Annotated in this window: 20 protein-coding genes; 4 read left to right on the forward strand and 16 right to left on the reverse strand. The window is 64.1% G+C overall.

Annotation, left to right across the window (positions count from 1 at the left end; translation table 11 throughout):
- Positions 1–92: 92 nt before the first annotated feature.
- Both WN73_RS01675 and WN73_RS01680 read left to right on the forward strand, forming a co-directional pair.
- Entirely contained in the window at positions 93–365 is a 273-nt protein-coding gene (locus WN73_RS01675) for a hypothetical protein (RefSeq protein ID WP_011089206.1), read from the forward strand.
- Between the two features lie 128 nt (positions 366–493).
- Positions 494–799, forward strand: coding sequence for a hypothetical protein (locus WN73_RS01680; RefSeq protein ID WP_271551280.1), 306 nt, complete (start codon positions 494–496; stop codon positions 797–799).
- Positions 800–1062: 263 nt separating this feature from the next.
- Here the strand turns inward: WN73_RS01680 and WN73_RS01685 are convergent, their stop codons facing one another.
- The 5 genes from WN73_RS01685 to WN73_RS01705 form a co-directional block, all read right to left on the reverse strand.
- Complete coding sequence (locus WN73_RS01685) at positions 1063–1227, reverse strand: hypothetical protein (RefSeq protein ID WP_166466032.1); 165 nt, start codon at positions 1225–1227, stop codon at positions 1063–1065.
- A gap of 101 nt (positions 1228–1328) precedes the next feature.
- Positions 1329–1847 (reverse strand): septal ring lytic transglycosylase RlpA family protein, encoded by a 519-nt coding sequence (locus WN73_RS01690; protein ID WP_011089208.1) that lies wholly within the window; start codon positions 1845–1847, stop codon positions 1329–1331.
- Between the two features lie 332 nt (positions 1848–2179).
- Complete coding sequence (locus WN73_RS01695; RefSeq protein ID WP_182869370.1) at positions 2180–3832, reverse strand: NAD-dependent malic enzyme; 1653 nt, start codon at positions 3830–3832, stop codon at positions 2180–2182.
- A 325-nt stretch (positions 3833–4157) separates the two neighbouring features.
- A complete protein-coding gene (locus WN73_RS01700) occupies positions 4158–5156 on the reverse strand; it encodes a tripartite tricarboxylate transporter substrate-binding protein (protein WP_271551281.1) in 999 nt (332 codons plus the stop codon).
- A gap of 102 nt (positions 5157–5258) precedes the next feature.
- Positions 5259–7598, reverse strand: coding sequence for a mechanosensitive ion channel domain-containing protein (locus WN73_RS01705; protein ID WP_271551282.1), 2340 nt, complete (start codon positions 7596–7598; stop codon positions 5259–5261).
- A 702-nt stretch (positions 7599–8300) separates the two neighbouring features.
- On the opposite strand from WN73_RS01705, the gene WN73_RS01710 reads away from it, so the two are divergent.
- Positions 8301–9185 carry an MBL fold metallo-hydrolase gene (locus tag WN73_RS01710; RefSeq protein ID WP_028176150.1) on the forward strand — a complete coding sequence of 295 codons (885 nt, stop codon included), beginning with the start codon at positions 8301–8303 and terminating at the stop codon, positions 9183–9185.
- 361 nt (positions 9186–9546) lie between these two features.
- Here WN73_RS01710 and WN73_RS01715 read toward each other — a convergent pair whose 3' ends face one another.
- From WN73_RS01715 to WN73_RS01755, 9 genes are all read right to left on the reverse strand, one after another.
- Entirely contained in the window at positions 9547–10584 is a 1038-nt protein-coding gene (locus WN73_RS01715) for a patatin-like phospholipase family protein (RefSeq protein WP_182872346.1), read from the reverse strand.
- The gene (locus tag WN73_RS01720) at positions 10581–11510 is read right to left on the reverse strand and encodes a polyphosphate kinase 2 family protein (RefSeq protein WP_011089214.1); all 930 of its coding nucleotides are present in this window, start codon (positions 11508–11510) and stop codon (positions 10581–10583) included. Before WN73_RS01720 ends, WN73_RS01715 begins: the two co-directional genes overlap by 4 nt.
- Complete coding sequence (locus WN73_RS01725) at positions 11470–12489, reverse strand: branched-chain amino acid ABC transporter permease (protein WP_182872347.1); 1020 nt, start codon at positions 12487–12489, stop codon at positions 11470–11472. Before WN73_RS01725 ends, WN73_RS01720 begins: the two co-directional genes overlap by 41 nt.
- A complete protein-coding gene (locus tag WN73_RS01730) occupies positions 12486–13367 on the reverse strand; it encodes a branched-chain amino acid ABC transporter permease (protein ID WP_028176153.1) in 882 nt (293 codons plus the stop codon). The genes WN73_RS01725 and WN73_RS01730 overlap by 4 nt, the downstream gene beginning before the upstream one ends.
- 15 nt (positions 13368–13382) lie before the next feature.
- On the reverse strand, positions 13383–14087 hold the full coding sequence (locus tag WN73_RS01735) for an ABC transporter ATP-binding protein (protein ID WP_011089217.1): 705 nt from the start codon (positions 14085–14087) through the stop codon (positions 13383–13385).
- 3 nt (positions 14088–14090) lie between these two features.
- Positions 14091–14858 carry an ABC transporter ATP-binding protein gene (locus WN73_RS01740; protein WP_161533757.1) on the reverse strand — a complete coding sequence of 256 codons (768 nt, stop codon included), beginning with the start codon at positions 14856–14858 and terminating at the stop codon, positions 14091–14093.
- A gap of 29 nt (positions 14859–14887) precedes the next feature.
- The gene (locus tag WN73_RS01745) at positions 14888–16198 is read right to left on the reverse strand and encodes an ABC transporter substrate-binding protein (RefSeq protein ID WP_271551283.1); all 1311 of its coding nucleotides are present in this window, start codon (positions 16196–16198) and stop codon (positions 14888–14890) included.
- 95 nt (positions 16199–16293) lie between these two features.
- Entirely contained in the window at positions 16294–16998 is a 705-nt protein-coding gene (locus tag WN73_RS01750) for a hypothetical protein (RefSeq protein WP_011089220.1), read from the reverse strand.
- 29 nt (positions 16999–17027) lie between these two features.
- A complete protein-coding gene (locus WN73_RS01755; RefSeq protein WP_028176158.1) occupies positions 17028–18053 on the reverse strand; it encodes an ABC transporter substrate-binding protein in 1026 nt (341 codons plus the stop codon).
- Positions 18054–18192: 139 nt separating this feature from the next.
- Here WN73_RS01755 and WN73_RS01760 point away from each other — a divergent pair, with 139 nt between their 5' ends.
- Positions 18193–18642, forward strand: a complete 450-nt coding sequence (locus WN73_RS01760) for a cupin domain-containing protein (protein ID WP_028176159.1) — start codon at positions 18193–18195, stop codon at positions 18640–18642.
- 56 nt (positions 18643–18698) lie between these two features.
- Here the strand turns inward: WN73_RS01760 and WN73_RS01765 are convergent, their stop codons facing one another.
- A complete protein-coding gene (locus tag WN73_RS01765; RefSeq protein ID WP_271551284.1) occupies positions 18699–19472 on the reverse strand; it encodes an anti-sigma factor family protein in 774 nt (257 codons plus the stop codon).
- The gene (locus WN73_RS01770) at positions 19469–19987 is read right to left on the reverse strand and encodes a sigma-70 family RNA polymerase sigma factor (protein ID WP_271551285.1); all 519 of its coding nucleotides are present in this window, start codon (positions 19985–19987) and stop codon (positions 19469–19471) included. Before WN73_RS01770 ends, WN73_RS01765 begins: the two co-directional genes overlap by 4 nt.
- Between the last annotated feature and the right edge of the window lie 24 nt (positions 19988–20011).

The raw sequence follows: 20011 nt of genomic DNA on the forward strand, positions 1-20011 counted from the left end.
CGTTGGGAGATGTGGCATCGAGATGAAGCGATAGGTATGGGCCCCGGAGCGCAAGTCTGCGCGCTGGGGTTCTTTTTGCGTGAGGCGAGGCGATGGGGGACGTGGTTGCGGATTCAAAGGTCGATTTCGGCGCACGTGCAGCGCTGTATAAATGGCCGTCACTTGCCAACCAGCGCCGGCCGGACCGCGAGTCCTACCAGGTAAGCGAGGGCACGCTCGACGAATGCATCTCGGCGTTCATGGACAAGCCGGCGGCGACCCGGCATCTCTATGAGATCCGCACGGCGGCGCAGCCGCCGCTGGTCACGGATATCCTCTCGCCCGAGCACGTCATCGAGCTATCGCGCCTGAGAGAATTTCTCTGATTGCGTGCAGACGCCAGGGCTGCGCGTGCCAAGGCTGCACGTGCACGACAAGCTTTTCCCACACATAGGAACCTTCTTCCGGTTTTTCCCGTTAACGGAGATCGGAAGCCAAGGCGTGAGTGTCCAAGATGCCGAGAGCTGGCGTGCCATCCACGGTCGTGCCTTATGGCGCAGACCAGACCCTGTTCGTGGTGATCGATCGCCGCGACGAGGCGACCGAAATCCGCGTCGAGCGAAGCGATCTCGAGACCACGATCGGCGAGCTCGTCGCCGGCTGCTTCAACGACCCGATCAAGGTGATCTCGTTCAACACGCTCGAACACTGGATGAAGGACATCTCGACCGACGTCGCCGGCGAGATTCGCGCGCGATGCGACATCGATGGCGTGACACTGCCCGACTATCTCAGCGATTTCGTCGAGAGCCACACCTGATCGCGCGTTATCGTTGTTGATACGCCGCAATTCGCAGGCAACAAAAAAAGCGCCGCTTCCGCGGCGCTTTTCGTGTGGCAACCTCAGTGATGCCAGAACAATGCCAGCAGCAGAATGATCGGCAGCGGCACGCCAAGCAACCAAAGCAAAGCACCTCGTCCAAAACCCATGGCTCTCTCCTCCTCTTGCATCACGGACATGACGCGGGAAATGAGAGGAAGTTCCGAGCGCTGCAGTGAGGGCGAATGCGCTCAGAGCATGGTTTATGAGGGTTGGGCGCGCCGATACTTGCCGGCGATGACCTCGATCTCGCGGCGGCGTTCGTCGGCGAAGGCCAGGAGCTTTTCGATCGTCAGCGTATCCGTGATCCGTTTAGCGAGCCGCTCGGCACGCGCGGCCTGATCTTCGAGATACTGGATCGTGTTCAAGCGCCCGCCTCCCCAAAAGCCCCGAATTGTTTGGGCACCCATGGTGCTTGAGAAGCGGCTAACAGACGGTTAAGCGGCGGCTCGCATCGATGAATCGCCCCTCACCGCACGACGTCGAGCCTGACATTGGCGATGCCCTTGTCCACCATGCCGAGCGCCTCGGCCGCAGAAGGCGAGATGTCGACCACGCGTCCGCGAACATAGGGCCCGCGATCGTTGACCCTGACGGTCACGAAGCGGCCGGAGGAAACATCGGTGACGCGCAGCTTCGTGCCGAACGGCAGGCTGGGATGCGCCGCGGTCAATTCGTTCTTGTCGAACCTCTCGCCGCTCGCGGTCTCCGTATCCGAATAGAAGCTGGCAACGCCATGTGAGGCGGTTCGCTTGTCATCACCGTTGGGGACACGCGCCCGGCTGATCGGCCGTGGATGCAACGCCGCCACGCGATGCGGCCGCTCGATTGCGGCCTGCCGGCCGGTGCCGGCGAGATCGGCCTTCTGGCGGCCGACCGGAGATTGCGCGCAGGCGGCAAGCGAGGCCGCACCAATGATGGCGAGCAGCAACCGGCACGAGGTCGCGGGGGAAATCCGGGCACTTTCGGCACGTGCAAAGCGAGACATGATACGCCCCTCCGAACGGCCTCAAGTTCGGTGGGCAATGAGGGCAGAACCTTGTCGGAACAAAAGCGGGCCTGAGGCCAGGGCTTTTTCCCAACCGGCTGTGACGATTCCACCACACTGGCGTGTCCTGAATCGGGACAAATCAGCGAGAAATCAGCTTGATACGGCGCGCTGGGCGATCGGGCGCTCCCCCGGTTGAGTACCGTCCGGATCGGACTCACACTTGTCCGTCACCCGGATCGCGCCGGACGATGCTGCGCGTTGCCTGATCCGCCCCTCCATCCTCTCTTTCGTTCTTACAGGGAGCGAGGGGCCGCCTCCGCGCGTTCGCCTCAGTATTTCGGCTCGTACATCTGCGACTGGACCAGAGCCTTCACGTCGTTGGGCGCGGGGCCGTCGGCGAGCCCGCGCTGATAGGCAACGTCTGCCACTGCGGCGGCAATGCGGGCCGAGACTTCGCGGATGCGGGGGAGTGCCGGATAGAGGCTGCCCTGCGCGAGGTCTTCCTTACCGACGCAATCGGCGAGCGAATGGGCGGCGGCCATGAACATCTCGTCGGTGACGAGACGCGAGCGGGTGGCGATGACGCCGAGGCCGACGCCGGGGAAGATGTAGGAGTTATTGCCCTGGCGCGGCACGAAGGTGCGGCCATTGAGCTTCACGGGGTCGTAGGGGCTGCCGCAAGCGAACAGCGCGCGGCCCTCGGTGTAGCGATAGGCATCCTCCGCCGAGCATTCCGCCTTCGAGGTCGGGTTGGACAGCGCGAACACGATCGGATGCTCGTTGAGCCCGGCCATCGCCTTGAGCACGTCGGGCGTGAAGGCGCCGCCGACCGCGGCGACGCCGATGATCGCCGTCGGCTTCAGCGTCTTGATCGCGGTGAGGAAGTCGGTGATCGGCGCTTGGCCGGCATGCGCATAGCGGAGCTTGTGGCCGGACAGGCCATCCCGGCCGCTGACGACGAGGCCGCGGGAATCCACCAGCCAGTTGCGGCGGAGCGCCTCGGCCTCAGTGGCGCCCTCGGCCATCATGGCGGAGACCACGAGATCGGCGATGCCGGTCGCCGCCTCGCCCGCACCGAGGAACAGGATCTTCTGATCTTTCAGCTTGCCGCCGGAGATGCGTAAGCCTGAGAACAGGCCGGCAAGCGCCACCGCCGCGGTGCCCTGGATGTCGTCGTTGAAAACGCAGGCTTCATCGCGATATTTGTGCAGCAGCTTGAACGCCGAGTGATTGGCAAAATCCTCGAACTGGATCAGCACGCCCGGGAACGTCTTTCGCGCGGCGACCATGAACTCGTCGACGAAGCTGTCATAGGCCTCGCCGGTGAGCCGCCGCTCGCGCAGGCCGAGATAATAGGGATCGTTCAAGAGCTCTTCATTGTTGGTGCCGACGTCGAGCACGATCGGTAGGCAATGCTCGGGATGCACGCCGGCGCAGGCCGAATAGAGCGAGAGCTTTCCGACCGGAATACCCATGCCGTTGGCGCCGAGATCGCCGAGGCCCAGGATGCGCTCGCCATCGGTGACCACGATCAGCCTGGCCGGATAGGGCCAGTTCTTCAGGATCTCCGCGATCTGGCCGCGATCGCGCGAGGAGATGAACATGCCGCGCGGCCGCTGGAAGATCAGGCCGTACTTCTGGCAGGCGAGCCCGACGGTCGGCGTGTAGATGATCGGCTGGATCTCGTCGATATTGTCGACGACGACGCGGAAGAACAGCGCCTCGTTGCGGTCATGCAGCGCATTCAGCGCGACATATTTTTCGAGATCAGTCGGCAGCATACGCAGATTGGTGAGCACACGATCGACCTGCGTCTCCATCGTCAGCACGCAGGGCGGCAAGAGGCCGCGCAGGCCGAGCGCGGCGCGCTCCGCCTCAGTGAAGGCGGTGCCCTTGTTGAGCAAGGGATCGCGCAGCAGCGTCATGCCGTGCGATTGATCGGACGATGGCGACTGGGCAGCGACCCGGGCAGGTCTATTCACGAATTCCCCCAAGGAGTTTCTTATTGAACAGCAAGCATTGTCGGCCAGCGCTCCCCGGAGATCAAGGACATAGGAAGTTCATGTGTCGAATATGATCTCGCACCGCAGCGAGAATTTTAGTGCAGATCGCAGATCAAGCGCGAGGCAAAGGTTAACGCCGCAAAGCTCTTGTCCCTCTTGGTGAGGAGCGCGGCACGCGTGTCTCCGGACGATGCCTTGCATCGCCGGGCGAACCATGAAGGCCCCGATCTCGCCCGCGGCCATCCTTCGAGACGCCCGCTTTCGCAGGCTCTTCAGGATGAGGCCGTGTTATGAGGCGACAGCGCTACTCCGGCTTGATGTCGGCGGCCTTCACGATCGGCCACCATTTCTCGGTCTCGGCCTTCTGAAAGGCGGCGAGTGCCGCAGGCGATTGCTGGTCCCGCGGTGGAATTTCCTGCCCCAATTCGCCAAAGCGCTGCTTGACGGAAGCGTCAGCGAGCACGGCGACGATGGCCGCGTTGAGCTTTGTGATGATGTCCTTCGGCGTGTTCTTTGGTGCCCAGATGCCGTGCCAGTAGGAGATGTAGAGGCCCGGCAGGCCCGCCTCGTCGACCGTCGGAACATCAGGTGCGGATGCTAGCCTTGTCGGCGAGGTCACGGCGAACGCCTTGATCGCACCGTTCTTGTATTGCGGCAGCGAGTTCGAGGCCTGATCGAACATGATGTCGATCTGGCCTGCCACGAGATCGATCATTGCGGGCCCCGCGCCGCGATAGGGCACGAACTGGAAGTCGGTGCCGGTCCTTTCCTTGAAGAAGACGCCGGCCACATGGGCGCCGGTGCCGGCGCCGGCCGTCCCGGCAGTGGCCTTGCCGGGGTTGGCCTTCAGCCACGCGATCATGTCCTTCAGATTGTTGGCCTCGAGCGACTTCCGGCCGACGATGAGCTGCGTCCCCATCGCAATCGTCGCGACCGGCTCGAAATCGGCGATGACGTCGTAGGGCAGCTTGAAGATGGCACCATTGAGCACATGGGTGCCCCAATGGCCGATGGTGATCGTCGTGCCGTCAGGGGTTGCACGCGCGACGCGGGCGCCCGCGATGCTGCCGGAGGCGCCGGCGACGTTCTCGACCACCACCGTCGTGTGCAGCTCGGCAGCGATCCGCTCGGACAGGATGCGCGCCAGCGTGTCGGTCGGCCCGCCCGCTGCAAACGGCACCACGAGCGTAATGGGGCGCGATGGAAAGGGCTGGGCGCCTGCCGGCGCGGCCGCTGCCGCGCATCCGATCAACACGCCAATGACGATCAGATGACCGCGCAATCCGGCCCACAGCCCCCGCATCGTTCTCTCCCACCCTTTTTGCCGCCCGCATGTTGTCAGCGCGCTGGAGCCGGAGTGAACGCTGCCGGAGGAGTGGAGGCAAGGGGGAAGTTTGTCGAGCCGTTATCCAGCGGCTCGCCGCGGCGTGAGGTTTGCGGCACTGTCAGCCGGCGGCGCGACGTGCATCAGAATGGTCTGGGTCGCCGATGCGACCTCGATGCCGTTCTGCTGGAAGCGCTGCTTCATGCGGCGGTTGAACTCGCGCTGGACCGGCCAGCGGCCGGCCTCGGTGCAGCGGATCTGGCCGACGATCGACACCATCGCGCCATCGACCTTGTCGACGCCCCAGAGCTCGAGGTCGCCGCGGATCAGCGCGCGGAATTCGCCCTCGCGGCGCATCTCGTCGACGATATCCTTGAGGATCTGGCCGGCGCGGTCGGTGTCCTCCTTGTAGGCCACGTTGACGCTGACGGACGCATTGCCCGCGCCGCGGCTGGCATTGGTGATGGTCGTGACCGCGCTGAACGGCACGATGTGCACGGCACCGTCGCCTGCGCGCAGGCGGATGGTGCGGATCGAGACGTTCTCGACGACGCCTGAGAGCCCCGACACGCTGACATTGTCGCCGACCTGCACCGTATTCTCCAACAGCAGGAACAGGCCGGTGATGAGATCCTGCACCAGTTTTTGCGAACCGAAACCGATGGCGATGCCGACGATGCCGGCGCCTGCGAGCAGCGGGGCGACATTGACGCCGATCTCACTGAGCGCCGTGAGGCCGACGACCGCGGCGATCACGCAGAGCAGCGCGGTGCGCAGCATCGGCTGGAAGGTCCGCAGGCGCGCGGCGCGGGCGTAGTGCCCGTCGCGGGACAGCGCATTGATCTGGCGATCCAGCAGCGCGTTGCTGATCTCCCAGATAGCCGCAGCGACGAATACGGCAACGCCGATCGTCACCACGGCCGAGATCAGCCGTCCGCCGATCTGGCCGCCATAGAACCAGACGATGGCGTCCACGCCCCAGACTTCGAGCACGGCCACGAAGCCGATGAAGGCGATCACGCTGGACACGATCTTGCGCAGCAGCGGCAGATAGCGGTTGGCCCGGATTTCCAGCCCCGGAAAGCGCTGGAGGATCTCCGGCTTGATGCGGAAGCCGCGGTCGATCAGGCCCAGCGTCAGCATGATGGCAACGCGCGTGATCAGCGCCACCGCGATGGTGCCGACGAAATATTGCAGCAGCAGCGCATAGCCGTTGCGGATGTTCAGCGCCCACACCGCCCACAGCGCAAGATCGAGCGCGATCGCAAGATAATGCCAGCCACCGGCGATGCGGTTGCGCAGGCGCGCCGCAATCCCCGGCCGCTCGGCGGGCGCGCGAATGGCTTCGGCGACCTGGCGGCGGCATTGCAGGATGATGACGACGACGAAGAGATGCACGACCAGCATCACCATGCGCAGCAGCGCGGCGTAGCCGGCGCGATGCAGACCGAGCAGCAGCGCCACATTGGCAAAGGCGATGCCGGAGACGCCGACGCCGACGATGCGGCGCGCCCAGATCTCGATATAGGCCGCGGTCTCGGCCCGAACCGGAAACAGGCCGGACGGCCCCGCCAGCGCACGGACCACGCAGATGAGCCCGCGCGAGAACGCATAGGCGTTGACGACCGCGAGGATCACGAGGCGGACGGTCGTGGGCTCGCCGATCTCCGTTCCGAGCAGCGCGGTGGCGATGCCCACGAAGACGAACACGGGAAGCAGTTCGAACACCAGGCGCGCCAGCACAAAGGGCAGCCGCAGCACGACCTGCCAGATCCGCACGAGACTGTGGCGGCGCTTGTGCAGTTCGGGCTCCGGGGTGACATCGGTCACCGATGACGGCGGATCTGCAATGGGCAGCGCCTGCGCCGGCAGATGCGCGGCCTGCGGCACGCGACCTTCCAGGAACACGACCGGACGGCGGATCAGACGAAAGATCACCCACTCGGCGGAGAGGGCGCAGCCGAGCACCAGCGCGAGCTTCCAGGCGATCTCGATCAGGAGGTTGTAGGCCGCGGGATCGTTCGCGGTTCGCATGATCCAGTAATAGAAGGCCGGGAAGTGCGTGAGCGTCCGCGCCACGCCGGCGATCTCGCCCGAGATCTCGCCGATCTGCTCCGATACCGTGAGCAGGAGCTGCGCACCGAGGCCATCGGCCGAAAGCGGGATCGGCGATTTCTGCTCGGGCGCGGACGGCGCAGGCTGCTGCTGACCTGATACATTCGCGATCGCGCGCAGCGTGTCGATCATCTGCGCGCGTTTCTGGTCGTCCTGCAGCGTCTCCAGCGCGCGCCTGGCCTCGTCCGGCGACAGCGTGGCCGCACCCTTGGTCGCCGGCGCACGCGCCTCGGCCTGGGCGCCGGAGAGAGATGAGATGGCGAGGAAGAGCGCTGCGAGGAGCGCCGAGGCAAGCTTATGCGACACGAGGATTCCTTGAAAAAATGAATGTGCAGGCGGCGACGGGGCCGTCACCGCCGAAGCACGTGCGTCATGTCGGATCGTCGTTATTCGCCCCGGCGCTGTGTCGGAAGTTGGCCAAGGAGGCGACATTCTCTTGGCATTTGCCCCGATGCAGGAAGCAGGAACCCCGTTTCCGACACGGCGAAATACCGGCTCGCGGGCGCGCGTCGATACAGCACGATGCTCACGCCAAAAACCTCTCCCGTCATTCCGGGATGGCTCCGGAACGACGGTGAGGAGGAGGAGGAGAAATGAAGCGTGATGCCAATCGCTCTGCGAAGCACAGCGCCGGGCAGGTAGGGGCCTTGCCTCACTGATGGAGCCCTCTAAACCTTGACCCGGCGTGCCGTTCGCGGTTTCTGCCGCTATGCGATAGTCCGAACGAGCTCCATCGCACTTAACGCGGCTGGATCTGCGGAGGTGGTGTCATAGACCTCCCCTTGCTCATGAGGTGGACGTTGCGCGTCGCGTATTCGCGACCAACGTCATGCTCCTCCCGTGACATAGAACTGTCAAGCAGGATCAATGGCTTTGAAATCACATTTGAGGGCGTGTTCCAGGCCGTTCCCGCGACAGATTGGTCGCATGAGGCGACGGAATAAATCCCTTCCAGCAGCGTTTGTATCGAAGAGATTGTCCGTCCTCATTATTTCCAGAAAGCCAGAGATGAAAGCATTGACTTGCATGGCCGTTCTCGCTGCCCTCGTGACCGGATCGGCATTCGCGCAAACCCCGCCGCAGACCTCCACCAGAAAGGTCGACGGCACCGACAATGTCTACATCTTCCGCTATGGCGGCCATCAGTCGATGTTCGTGGTGACGCCGAAGGGCGTGATCGCAACCGACCCGATCTCCTACTTGCGACCCGCCAAGCCCTATATCGACGCGATCAAGGCGGTCACCGACCAGCCGATCAAATACGTCGTCTACAGCCATCATCACTACGACCACATCGCCGGCGGCCAGCCATTCAAGGATCTCGGCGCCACCTTCATCGCGCATCGGCGGACCAAGGAGCGCCTGCTCGAGCTGAAGAAGCAGAATGCGCTGCTCGCCGACGTCGTGATGCCGGATCAGGTGGTGGACGACAAGAAGAGCATCACGCTCGGCGGCACCACGCTGGAGCTGAACTATGTCGGCCGCAACCATTCCGACAATTCGCTGGTGATGCGGCTGCCGAAGGAGAAGATCGTCTTCGTCGTCGATTTCGCGCCGATCGAGTCCGTCCAGTTCCGCAACATCCCCGACAATGTCTCGCCGCTGGAATATATCGCTTCGCTGAAGAAGCTGGCGTCGCTCGACTGGGAGCGGATGATCCCCGGCCACCCCAATGCCGGCGGGCGGCTCGGCACCAAGAAGGACGTCGAGGACGACATCGCCTACATGGAGGATCTCTCCGCCGAGGTGAAGAAGGCGGCGGACGCCGGCAAATGCATCGATACCGCGATGAAGGAAGTGAAGCTGCCGAAATACGAGAAGTGGGCGAATTACGAGACCGCGCTGCCCGCCAATGTCGAGCGCTTCTGCTACTGGTGGGGCCGCGGGTACTAGCAAGCCGCTTGCAGAGAAACTCGTAGGGTGGGCAAAGCAACGAGACGCGCAAGGCGCGGCTCGTCGCGTGCCCACCATGCCAGCCGCGATCGTGGAGAGACGGTGGGCACGGCGCAAGGGCGCCTTTGCCCACCCTACGAGATCAGAGATCGCAGCTACGACCTGCGGCAGACAGGTCGCTTTGCCCGCCCGGCCCGGTCTGCGGCGATGATGACATCATGCCCCTGTCTTGCCCGACGGGTCAAACGGACATCTTTAAATCCGAACAACAGCGACCGTTCGCCAAGCCATTGATTCCACTGGCACCGGCTACTGTGCATGGGGTTGTTTTCGTACTTTTTCGATGACCGGCTCGGCTGGCCTAGAGAAACATGTCTGCCAGGTCGACCGTCGAGGACTTTCCGATCTGGTCGAAGTTTCGCGCCAGCCAGCTTCGCGCCGCCTCGCGGCCCTCGTCGCGCAGGCGACACAACAGGCTCCATTCGGGGTGGAACTGCGTGGCCGTGCCGAGCTGCGACATCAACTGGTCGTTGCCAATCCAATGTATGTACATGCGGCTATGCCTGCTGCTGTCGAGCTCGCCGTCGTCGATCAGCCGCGTGGCGAAGGCGATCGCGCGCATCTCGCGCATCAAGGACGAATTGAAGCTGATCTCGTTGATGCGGTGGAGGACATCGGCTGCACTGGTCGGCAGCTCGTTGCGCCGGATCGCCGTGACCTGCACGATGATGACGTCGTGACTGCCCTTGCGGTAGATCAACGGATAGATCGCGGGATTGCCGAGATAGCCGCCATCCCAATAATGCTCGCCGTCGATCTCGACGGCCTGGAAATACGGCGGCAGGCAGGCCGAGGCGAGCACGGTTTCCGCCGTGAGCAGCGGGCTCTGGAATACCTTGATCTTGCCGGTGCGAACGTTGGTGGCGTTGAGAAACAGCTGCGGCGCCTCGGGCGAGGAATTGAGCCGGTCGAAATCGACCACGCGCTGCAGCAGCGAGCGGAGCGGATTGAAATGAAAGGGATTGAGCAGGCCCGGCGGCAGCGTGTGCGTCAGCGTGTGGATGATTGCGTGGACCGGATGATATTCCGGCGGCAGCCTCAGGGCCTGTATCCACTGGTTCAGCGGCGACATCAAATCGTACGTCATGTCCATACGCGACACTTCGTACCAGAATGCGTGCAGGCTCTCCCGGGCGGCCTCCGCGCCGCCGTGCGCCATGCCGGAGGCCATCGCCACCGCATTCATGGCGCCGGCACTGGTCGCGCTGACCGCCTCGATCGCCAACCTGCCGTCTTCGAGCACCTGATCGAGCACGCCCCAGACGAAGGCGCCGTGCGCGCCGCCGCCCTGGAGCGCGAAGTTGACGGTCTTGCGGTCCGCGGTCCGGTTGGCTGTCACTTTGCTTGCTTCTTGCTTCCCGTCGCTTCTTTCTCCAGCGCCTTGCGCACCTCTTCGAACTCCTCCAGCGAGGCCTTGTCGGCGCGGGGAAAGCGCAGGTCCAGCTTTTCGAGCGCAGCGTTGATCACCGAGCCAATCACGACGCGCGCGAACCATTTGTGATCGGCGGGCACGACATACCACGGCGCATGCGGCGTTGCCGTGTGGCGAACGATGTCTTGATAGACCGCCTGATAGCGCGGCCACAGCGCGCGCTCCTTGATGTCGTCCATGGAGAATTTCCACTGCTTGGCGGGCTCCTCCAGCCGGTCGAGGAAGCGCTGACGCTGCTCGTCCTTGGACAGGTTGAGAAAAAACTTCAACACCACGGTGCCGTTGCGCGTGAGGTAACGCTCGAAGGCGGAGATGTCCTCGAACCGCTCCTTCCAGATGTTCTTGGTCACGAGCTTCTGCGGCAGCTTCTCCTTGGCGAGGATCTCCGGATGCACGCGCGTCACCAGGCACTCCTCGTAATGCGAGCGGTTGAAGATGCCGATATGGCCGCGCTCCGGCAGCGCGGTGACGTGGCGCCAGAGGAAGTCGTGGTCGAGCTCCTTGCTGCTTGGCGCCTTGAAGGCGTGGACATCGCAGCCCTGCGGGTTGATGCCCTCGAAAATCGCCTTGATCGCGGAATCCTTGCCGGCCGCGTCCATGGCCTGGAACACGATCAGCACCGACCAGCGGTCCTGGGCGTAGAGTTTCTCCTGGAACTCGATCAGCCGCTTCTTGTTGGCGTCGAGAATCTCCTGCGCCCTCTCCTTGTCGAGATCGCCCTTCTCGTTGGTCTTGTGCGCCTTGAGGTGAAACTTGCCCGAGCCGTCGTAGCGGAACGGCGTGATGTAACGGTCAAGTTCCTGGGCGAGCGATCTGGACGGCTTCTTGTTCATGGGCGCGGGGCACCTTGCGTTGCGGCTTCAGTCGGTCGAGCACGCTACCAAGGATACCCTTGGGAAGGAATATGATGAAAAGCACCAGCAGCACGCCGTAGACGAGATTGTCCCAGCCGACCGCCTTGGTGCCGAAGCCGATGCGCAAGCTCTCCGCCAGCAGGATCGTGATGACGGCACCGAAGGTCGGACCGAGCGAGACGAACAGGCCGCCGACGATGGCGGCAAACACCATCTGGAGCGACACCGCGATGCCGCTGACCGTGTCGGGCGTAATGAACATCTGGTACTGGCAGTAGATGGCGCCGGCGAGCGCCGTCATCAGCGCGCTGAGCAGCGTGATCTTCAGCTTCTCCGCGGTGACGTCGACGCCGGCGGCGGCCGCGGCGTCCTCGTCCTCCGAGATCGCCTCCAGCGCGTAGCGGCTCATGCTGCGGTCGACCCAGTGCCAGACCACGATGCCGAACAGCCAGACCCCGAGCGCGATCAGATACCAGGTCGTCTTGTCGTCGAATTGCAGCGCCAGCAGCTTGTTGCCCGAGGCGCGGTTCGGCGTGTAGCCGAGCGAGCCGCCGGTATAGTCACGTGTGGCGGTGATGACCTGGAGCACGATGCCCGACAGCGCCAGCGTCACCAGCACGAAATAGTGACCGGTGATGCGGAAGCGGAAGCAGGGATAGCCGACGATCAGCGCCAGCGTACCCGCCGCAGCCATGCTGATGGGAATGCCGATCCAGGGCGACCAGCCCAGATGATTCCACAGCAGCGCGGTGACATAGGCGCCGATGCCCATGAAGCCGCCATGGCCGAGCGAGACCAGGCCGAACCGCCCCATCATCGACCAGGACGTGTAGGCGAACGACCAGATCAGGATCAGCACCAGGATGTGCAGATGATAGGGATCGCGATAGACGAAGGGCAGCGCGACCAGCGCCGCCAGTCCCACCGCCCATGCCGCAAGCCGCCCCTGCCCCGTCATCGGCGCCTCGCAAGCAGGCCCGCGGGCCGGATGAACATCATGACGATGAAGAAGGCGAAGGCGAGCACATAGCCCCATTCGAGGTCGGAGAACAGCCCGCCGAGCGAGATGATCTCGGCGAACACGAAGGCGGCGATGAAGCCGCCGATGAAATTGCCGAGGCCCCCGAGCACGCAGATCAGGAAGGTGATCGGCCCGAAGGACAGGCCGACGAAGGGGTGCACGTCGTATTGCAGCACCAGCAGGCAGGCGGCGAGGCCTGCGAGCGCGCCGCCGAGCGCCGAGGTGATGAGGTAGAGCTTCTTCGTATCGACGCCCATCAGCGCCATGATCTGCCGGTCCTGCGAGATGGCGCGGATCGCGGTGCCGGTGAAGGTGCGCGTCATGAACAGGTAGACGGCGACCATGCCGACCAGCGCAGCCAGAAACGACAGGAGTCGTGCGTAGCTGAAATTCATATCGCCGAAGGCGAGCACCGGCAGGCGGATGCCGAGATTGCGGAAGTCGATGCCGAAGGCGACGGTAGCAAAGCTCTGGAGCACGAACAGCACGCCACCGGTTGCGAGCAACTGGTTGATCGGCGGCGCGGTGAGCAGCGGCGCGATCACGAGGTAATGCAGCGCGGCGCCGAGCAGCGCGACCAGAAGAATGGTGAACGGCGCCGCGATGAAATAGCTGACGCCGTAGTACTGCACCATGAAATACATGGCGTACATGCCGATCATCACGAGCTCGGCATAGCAGATCCAGGTCACGTCGATGACGCCGAAGATCAGATTGAGCCCAAGCGCAAGCAGCGCCAGCACGCCGCCGAGCAGGATGCCGTTGATCACGGCCTCCAGCAGGTAGATGTCGAAAATGTCCAGGAATGCCTGCATGCCCCTGCCCGCCCCTCACACCCCGAGATACGCTTCCTTGACCGTGTCGCTCGCGAGCATCTCGGCCGAAGTGCCTGAGCTGCGGATCGTGCCGGCCTCGATCAGATAGGCACGGTCGACCACCCGGAGCACCTGCTGCACGTTCTGCTCGACGATCAGCACCGTCAGCCCGCGGGCGCGGATCCGCTTCACCAGCTCGAACACCTGCTGCACCACGACCGGCGCAAGTCCCGCGGAGGGCTCGTCGAGCAGCAGTAGTTTTGGATTGGACATCAGCGCGCGCCCGATCGCGCACATCTGCTGCTCGCCGCCGGACATCGTGCCGGCCATCTGGTGGCGGCGCTCCTTCAGGCGCGGAAACAGGTCGAACACCACCTCCAGCCGCTCGGCATAGTGGCCGCGCGCCTCCTTCATGAAGGCGCCCATCTTCAGATTGTCGTCGACCGTGAGCTGCGGAAACAGCCGCCGGTTCTCCGGCACATGTGCAATGCCGAGGCTGACGATCTTGTGCGGCGGCGTCGCCACGACATCGACGCCTTCCATCCTGATCGAACCGCGCGAGGGACGGATCAGGCCGGAGATGACGCGCATCAGGGTGGTCTTCCCGGCGCCGTTCGGGCCGATGACGCCGACCGCCTCGCCGGCCCTCACGTCGAGATCGACGTCGAACAGCGCCTGGAACGTACCGTAGCCGGCGTTGACGGACCGCAGCTCCAGCATCGGCTAGCCTCCCGCGCGGCGGCGCGCTTCGGCGGCCGCGGCCTGCGTGGTCTCGGCATCGGTGCCGAGATAGACCTCGATGACGCGCGGATCGCCTGCGACCGCGCTCGGCAACCCTTCCGAGATCTTCTCGCCGTGATCGAGCACCATGACGCGATCGACCACCCGCATCAACACGCCCATGATGTGCTCGACCCAGATGATGGTAATGCCGAGCTCGTCGCGGATGTTGCGCAGCATGTCGGCGGCCTGGTCCATCTCGGTCTCGTCAAGGCCGCCGAGGCTTTCGTCGGCGAGCAGCAGTTTTGGCGCGGTAGCGAGCGCTTTTGCCAGCTCGAGCTTCTTCAACCCGGCAGCGCCGAGGCCGTCGACGCTGGCATGGCGGTCGGTCGGCAGGCCGACCATGGCCAGCGACCGCTCGGCCGCTTCCTCGGCCATGATGCGGCTGTGGCGGCCCTGGCCGTAGAAGCCGGCGAGCGCGACGTTCTCGAAGATGGTCAGGCGGCGGAAGGGGCGCGGAATCTGGAAGGTACGGCCGATGCCGCGGTTGATGATCCGGTGCGGCGCGAGGCCCGCGATCTCGTGCCCGGCGAACAGGATCGACCCGGAGGTCGGCGCCAGCGTGCCGGAGAGCATGTTGAAGATCGTACTCTTGCCCGAACCGTTGGGACCGATCAGGCCGAGGATCTCGCCCTGGTCGACCCGAAACGATACGTTGTTCACGGCGGTGAAGCCGCCAAACCGCTTCACCAGCCCGCTGACTTCCAACACCAAAGCTCTCCGTTTCTTCGCGTGTTGCGCTACTGGTTGCTGTAGGTGGTGCCCTTCGGCAGTGGCAGCACGGCCTCGCGCTGCGCCTGGCTCTTGGGCCACACCACATGGGACTTGTCCTCGAGATACTGGATCACGACGGGGAACGAGCGCTCGTTCTGCCCTGCCATCGGCGTGCCTTCGCCGTAGAACTTGACGCCGAAGCCGAGCATGGTGCCGCCCTCGGGAATGTCGGTGTCGAGCGCCGCCTTGCGCAGCGCGTCGGGATCGACCCCGCCGTATTTTTTGATCGCGCGCGGCAGCACATCGCTCATGAACACATAGGTATTGGACGCACCGATGCCGACATGGGCGGAGCGGATGGCGACGCCGGGCCTGATCTTGTCGAACTCCTCGCCGACCATCTTGATCACGGGGGGAAGCTTCGGATCCATGGTCTTCTGGTTGGCGAGCCAGATCGAGATCGGGTCGGTGTTGAAGATGTAGGTGGCATCCGCGCCCATGCCCTCCTTCAGCTTCTCATAGACGCCATAGCCGGCGCCATGCCCCATCAGCGCGCCGAACTTCAGCCCCTGCTCGCGGGCCTGCCGCAGCAGCAGCGTGATGTCGGGGTTGTAGCCGGTGTGGAAGATCACGTCGGGCTTGGCGCGCTTCAGCTTGGTCACCAGCGACGAGAGATCCGGCGCGGTCGCCGAATAACCTTCCTTGATCACGACGTTGAAGCCGGCCTTCTTGGCGCCCGCCTCGTTACCCCTGGAGACGTCGACGCCATAGGCGCCGTCCTCATGGATGATGGCGACGCGCAGATCCTTCGGCTCCTTGTCGAACTTCGCCTTGGCGTTCTGGGCGATGAAATCCATCGTCATCATGCCGAACTGATCGCCGCTCGCCTGCGGACGGAAGACGTATTTGTAGCCCTTCTCGTTGAACACGGCGGACGAGATGCAGGTCGTCATCCACATGAACTTCTTGAGCTGCTCGACACGCGCGGCCACGGGCACGCATTGTGCCGAGGAGAAGAAGCCGAGCACCATGTCGACCTTCTCCTGCTCGAGCAGGCGGACGGACTCGTTGATGGCGACGTCGGGCTTGCTCTGCGCATCGGCATAGACCGCCTCGATCTTGTAGCCCTCGACGCCGGTCCTGGCGAAATGGTCGAGGATGATCTTTGCGCCGATATAGCCGAGCTCAGAGCCGCCGCCCGCGAGCGGGCCGGTCAGGTCGAACACCACGCCGATCTTGATCTTCTTCTCCTGGGCCTGGACGGAGACCGCCAAGCCCGTCGCTGATATCGCGACCATCAGCCCCCGTACCAAGCGGGCAGCCATGCGCAGGCGCATCTAAACCTCCCTGGACGATTGTGCATTGCATTCTTCTTGCTTTTGCTTTTTCGCCCATCACATGGGCTGCGCGCAGCGATGTCAAGCCTCGCGCGTCAGCGCGAGGCGAACTGCTGCGCGACGAAGGCCGTGACAAATCGCGGCATGGTCGGGGTGAGATCATCCATCCCGCGCACGAGATGAATGGCCGACAACTCAGGTTCGGTCTCGCGCGCGAGATTGGCTTCGATCCGGGCACGGATCGCCTCGCCCGGCATGTCCAGGTTGATTATCTGAATCATTGCAATCGCATGGCCACTGACGACGCAGTGCCAGTCGGTTTCCGCCGCGTAGTCGGCCGCGGTCAGGCCGGTCTCCTCGGCGAGCTCGCGGACGACGCTGCCGGGAATGTCGAGCACACCGTCCCTGACGTCGTCGAGATCGGGCGTGCCGGAGGGGAAATAGATGCGGCCGGCATTGGCGGTGTGCTGCGCCATCTCGCCCATCACGAAGGCGCCGTCGGAGGCGCGCAGCGCGCCCATGCCGAAACCGTTGAACACGGCGGTGTCAGGGAAGCCCCAGTCGCGCCAGGCGAGGAAGCTCGCGAAATCGGTCTCGAAATAGGTCGCGGCGAGATGGCCGTCCGTGAACACGGCATCGCGCCCGAGCAGGACGCGGCCGTTCCAGATTTTCGGCCGCTCGCGCTGCTTCTCGGCAAAGTGCGCCGCGATCTCGGCGCGCCGTTCCTCGGCGAACGGCCAGATGATCGGCCGCACGGCGAGATCAAGCGTCGTGACGCGATGAATGACCGGGGACGTCATGAAGCCTGGTTACCACGCCTTCGCGTCAGTTATTTGGCGCTCCCCGTGGTCTTCTTGGCCTGCTCGACATACCTGTTGGTAAAGGTCTTGCTGACGTCGATCTTGGCGTTGGCGACCTCGGGCGAGCCGACGCTGAACACGGCGAGCACGGCGTCCGCGCCCTTCGGGTCCATCTTGCCGGTCTCGGAGAACATCGGGATCGTGTTCTTCAGCGCGGCGAGATAGAGGTCCTTGTTCTTGCCGACGGTCTCTTCCGGCATCTTCGCCATAATCTCCTCAGGCGAGTGCGAGTGAATCCAGGCCAGCGTGGCGAGGATCGCATTGGTGAGCGCCTGCGTCTCCTTCTCGTGGCCATTGACCCAGGCCGCGGTCGAATACAGCGCGCCGCCCGGATATTCGCCGCCGAACGTCTCAAGCGTGTCCTTCTGGGTGCGGGTGTCGCTGAGAATGCGCAGATCCTTGTGGCTGCCCTGGAGCACCGTGACGGAAGGATCCAGCATCACGGCTGCGTCGATCTGCCCCTGCTCCATCGCGGCCACCGCGGTGGCGCCGAGGCCGACGCCGATCACGGCGGTGCCGGCGGGATCGAGGCCATTCCTCTTGAGCATGTATTTGAGGAAGAAGTCGGTGGAGGATCCGGGGGCGCTGACGCCGACCTTCTTGCCGGCGAGATCCTTGATCGACTTGATTTCGTTCGTGTGCGCGGGCGAAACCACCAGCACGAGGCCGGGATAGCGGTCATAGACGACGAAGGCCTGGAGCTCCTGCTTCTTGGCCGCCAGGTTGACGCAATGGTCGAAATAGCCGGAGACCACGTCGGCGCTGCCGCCGAGCACGGCCTTGAGCGCATCCGAACCGCCCTTGAGGTCCACGAGTTCGACATTGAGGCCGGCCTTGTCGTATTCGCCGAGCTGCTTGGCCAGCACCGTGGGCAGATAGCACAGGCAGGAACCGCCGCCGACCGCGATAGTCACCTTGCTTTGCGCCGCGGCAAGACCGGTGGTGAGCGTCAGCGCGAGCAGCGCGCCGGCGAGCCTGGCAATCGTGTTCTTCATTGGTTTCCTCCGTTCGGCCGGCGGCACCATAGAGCAGCGGGACCGGCTTGAGAAGCACTGCCTAAGTGCGACTCGCCATCAGCCTTTGGGCGCAATAGCATGGCCAAACAAGAACAATTCCTGATGGGGAGAATCATCCATGAATCGCCTTGCCGCCGGACTGTCGATCGCCGCCGCCTTTGCCGCCGGATGCGGCGCAAACCAGTTGCTCCGGCCGGCGCTGGCCGCCGAGAACGTCACCGCACAGATCATCCACACCGGCGAGATGGAAGGCGACGCGCTCGGGCCCGCCAACAATGTCGGCTATCGCTCCAAGATGTTCGCAAGCGCCGACGGCGCCACCATCTCGATCCAGGTCGGCAATGTGCCCAAGCACCTGCATCCCAACACCAACGAAATCCAGTACATCCTGGACGGGACCGGGACGATCTGGCTCGGCGACAAGGAGGTCACGGTGAAGCCGGGCGACCTCGTCATCATCCCCAAGGGCACGCCGCATGGCGGCACCAAGCCGATCAGCGGCCAGGTTAAGGCAATCGCGATCAAGACGCCGCCGCAGGCGCCCGACGATACCAAGCTGCTGGATTGAGCATTCGCGCTGCCGGGGCTCGCGCGACGCGCGGGCCCGTCCACTGAATGTCCCGGCTAGATCGGGCGCGCCTGCTTCCTGATCTCGTTCGCGATCGGCTTGAGCGTGTCCGTCGGAAGCTCGCCGACGAGCGTATAGCCCATGCCGCCGTCCGCCCAGGCGAAACCCGCGACATCACCGGTCGATTGCGGCAGCATCGGCGTATCCTGTCCACCGCGGCTCATCGGGCGCGTCAGCACGACAAGGCGATCGCCGCGATCGTCGTCGTACATGAACATCGCGGCCGGACCGTGCGAGGTCGCAACGAGACGCCCTCCCATCAGCCGATAGCCGGACACGGAAAGATCCGGCACCTTGACCGGCTGCTTCAGCCGGTTGGAGACCCATTGCGTGAGCTCGGCACTGTCGGACGCTCTTATCTCGACCGGCCGCACGCGGTCGGGCGCATAGACGCCATAGGAGTAGGCGGCCTCCTGGGCCAGCGCAGACAGACCGTTCGAACCTTCTTGCAGCAGGCTGCGCATGGTCCAGCCGCCGAGACCGCCGACGCCGAGGAGCAGCAACGCAGCGATTGCTCCCCATGCCGGCAGAGGACGCCGCTTCCGGTTCTCCATGATATGCGACAAATTCAGCTCGGCCGGCAATGGCTCGTCGGCGATTGACGCAAGCGCGCCGCGCAACTGCTCGCGCTGGGTGGCGAAGGCCGCAACGCGTCTGGCGACATCCGGATGATCGTCCAGATAGGATGCGACCTCCGCGCGACGCTCGGGCTCGAGCACCTGGTCCACATAGGCGTGGAGATCATCCTCCGTGATCGGTCGCTGGTTCATTTCGAGCTCCGCAATGCCACGACATTTCCTGGCGCAATGCCATCCATCTCCTGTTGTAACCTTTCCCGTGCACGCGACAGTCGCGACATCACGGTGCCAACCGGAACCTTGAGAACTTCGGCGGCGTCCGCGTAGGAGAGATCCTCGACCGCAACCAGCAACAACACGGCCCGCTGCTCTTCCGGCAGTCTCGCCAGCTTGCTCAAGACGTCCTGATAGATCAGCCTGTGCTCCTGCGCTGCCGCACTGACGAGCTCCTGCTCGCCTGCATCATCGATCGGCATATGCCTGCCTCGGGCTGTGGCCTGACGGAATCGCGTGACCGCCAGATTGTGAAGGATGGTGAACAGCCAGGCACGCACGCTGCCGTCACGCCGTTGGTGCCAGCGGCTGACGGCGCGCTCCAGGCAATCCTGAACGAGGTCGTCGGCCGCCGCACGATCGCGCATGAGCGCGCGCGCATAGCGGCGGAGCGCGGGGATCAGCGGCTCGACCTGAACCAGCATATCCTTCATGGGGCGCTCCGCCTGCTCTCCATT

Origin of the sequence: Bradyrhizobium sp. CCBAU 45394 (assembly GCF_028128655.1) — a bacterium.
Classification (GTDB): Bacteria; Pseudomonadota; Alphaproteobacteria; order Rhizobiales; family Xanthobacteraceae; genus Bradyrhizobium; species Bradyrhizobium diazoefficiens.

What these genes read in the sequence shown, in the direction of transcription:
- WN73_RS01745 (WP_271551283.1), bottom strand. Translation starts at nt 16,198, where the DNA reads ATGCGCCTGCGCATGGCTGCCCGCTTGGTACGGGGGCTGATGGTCGCG.
- WN73_RS01720 (WP_011089214.1), bottom strand. Translation starts at nt 11,510, where the DNA reads ATGAACAAGAAGCCGTCCAGATCGCTCGCCCAGGAACTTGACCGTTAC.
- WN73_RS01680 (WP_271551280.1), top strand. Translation starts at nt 494, where the DNA reads ATGCCGAGAGCTGGCGTGCCATCCACGGTCGTGCCTTATGGCGCAGAC.
- WN73_RS01690 (WP_011089208.1), bottom strand. Translation starts at nt 1,847, where the DNA reads ATGTCTCGCTTTGCACGTGCCGAAAGTGCCCGGATTTCCCCCGCGACC.
- WN73_RS01725 (WP_182872347.1), bottom strand. Translation starts at nt 12,489, where the DNA reads ATGACGGGGCAGGGGCGGCTTGCGGCATGGGCGGTGGGACTGGCGGCG.
- WN73_RS01675 (WP_011089206.1), top strand. Translation starts at nt 93, where the DNA reads ATGGGGGACGTGGTTGCGGATTCAAAGGTCGATTTCGGCGCACGTGCA.
- WN73_RS01750 (WP_011089220.1), bottom strand. Translation starts at nt 16,998, where the DNA reads ATGACGTCCCCGGTCATTCATCGCGTCACGACGCTTGATCTCGCCGTG.
- WN73_RS01765 (WP_271551284.1), bottom strand. Translation starts at nt 19,472, where the DNA reads ATGAACCAGCGACCGATCACGGAGGATGATCTCCACGCCTATGTGGAC.
- WN73_RS01700 (WP_271551281.1), bottom strand. Translation starts at nt 5,156, where the DNA reads ATGCGGGGGCTGTGGGCCGGATTGCGCGGTCATCTGATCGTCATTGGC.
- WN73_RS01760 (WP_028176159.1), top strand. Translation starts at nt 18,193, where the DNA reads ATGAATCGCCTTGCCGCCGGACTGTCGATCGCCGCCGCCTTTGCCGCC.
- WN73_RS01735 (WP_011089217.1), bottom strand. Translation starts at nt 14,087, where the DNA reads ATGCTGGAGCTGCGGTCCGTCAACGCCGGCTACGGTACGTTCCAGGCG.
- WN73_RS01730 (WP_028176153.1), bottom strand. Translation starts at nt 13,367, where the DNA reads ATGCAGGCATTCCTGGACATTTTCGACATCTACCTGCTGGAGGCCGTG.
- WN73_RS01710 (WP_028176150.1), top strand. Translation starts at nt 8,301, where the DNA reads ATGAAAGCATTGACTTGCATGGCCGTTCTCGCTGCCCTCGTGACCGGA.
- WN73_RS01770 (WP_271551285.1), bottom strand. Translation starts at nt 19,987, where the DNA reads ATGAAGGATATGCTGGTTCAGGTCGAGCCGCTGATCCCCGCGCTCCGC.
- WN73_RS01755 (WP_028176158.1), bottom strand. Translation starts at nt 18,053, where the DNA reads ATGAAGAACACGATTGCCAGGCTCGCCGGCGCGCTGCTCGCGCTGACG.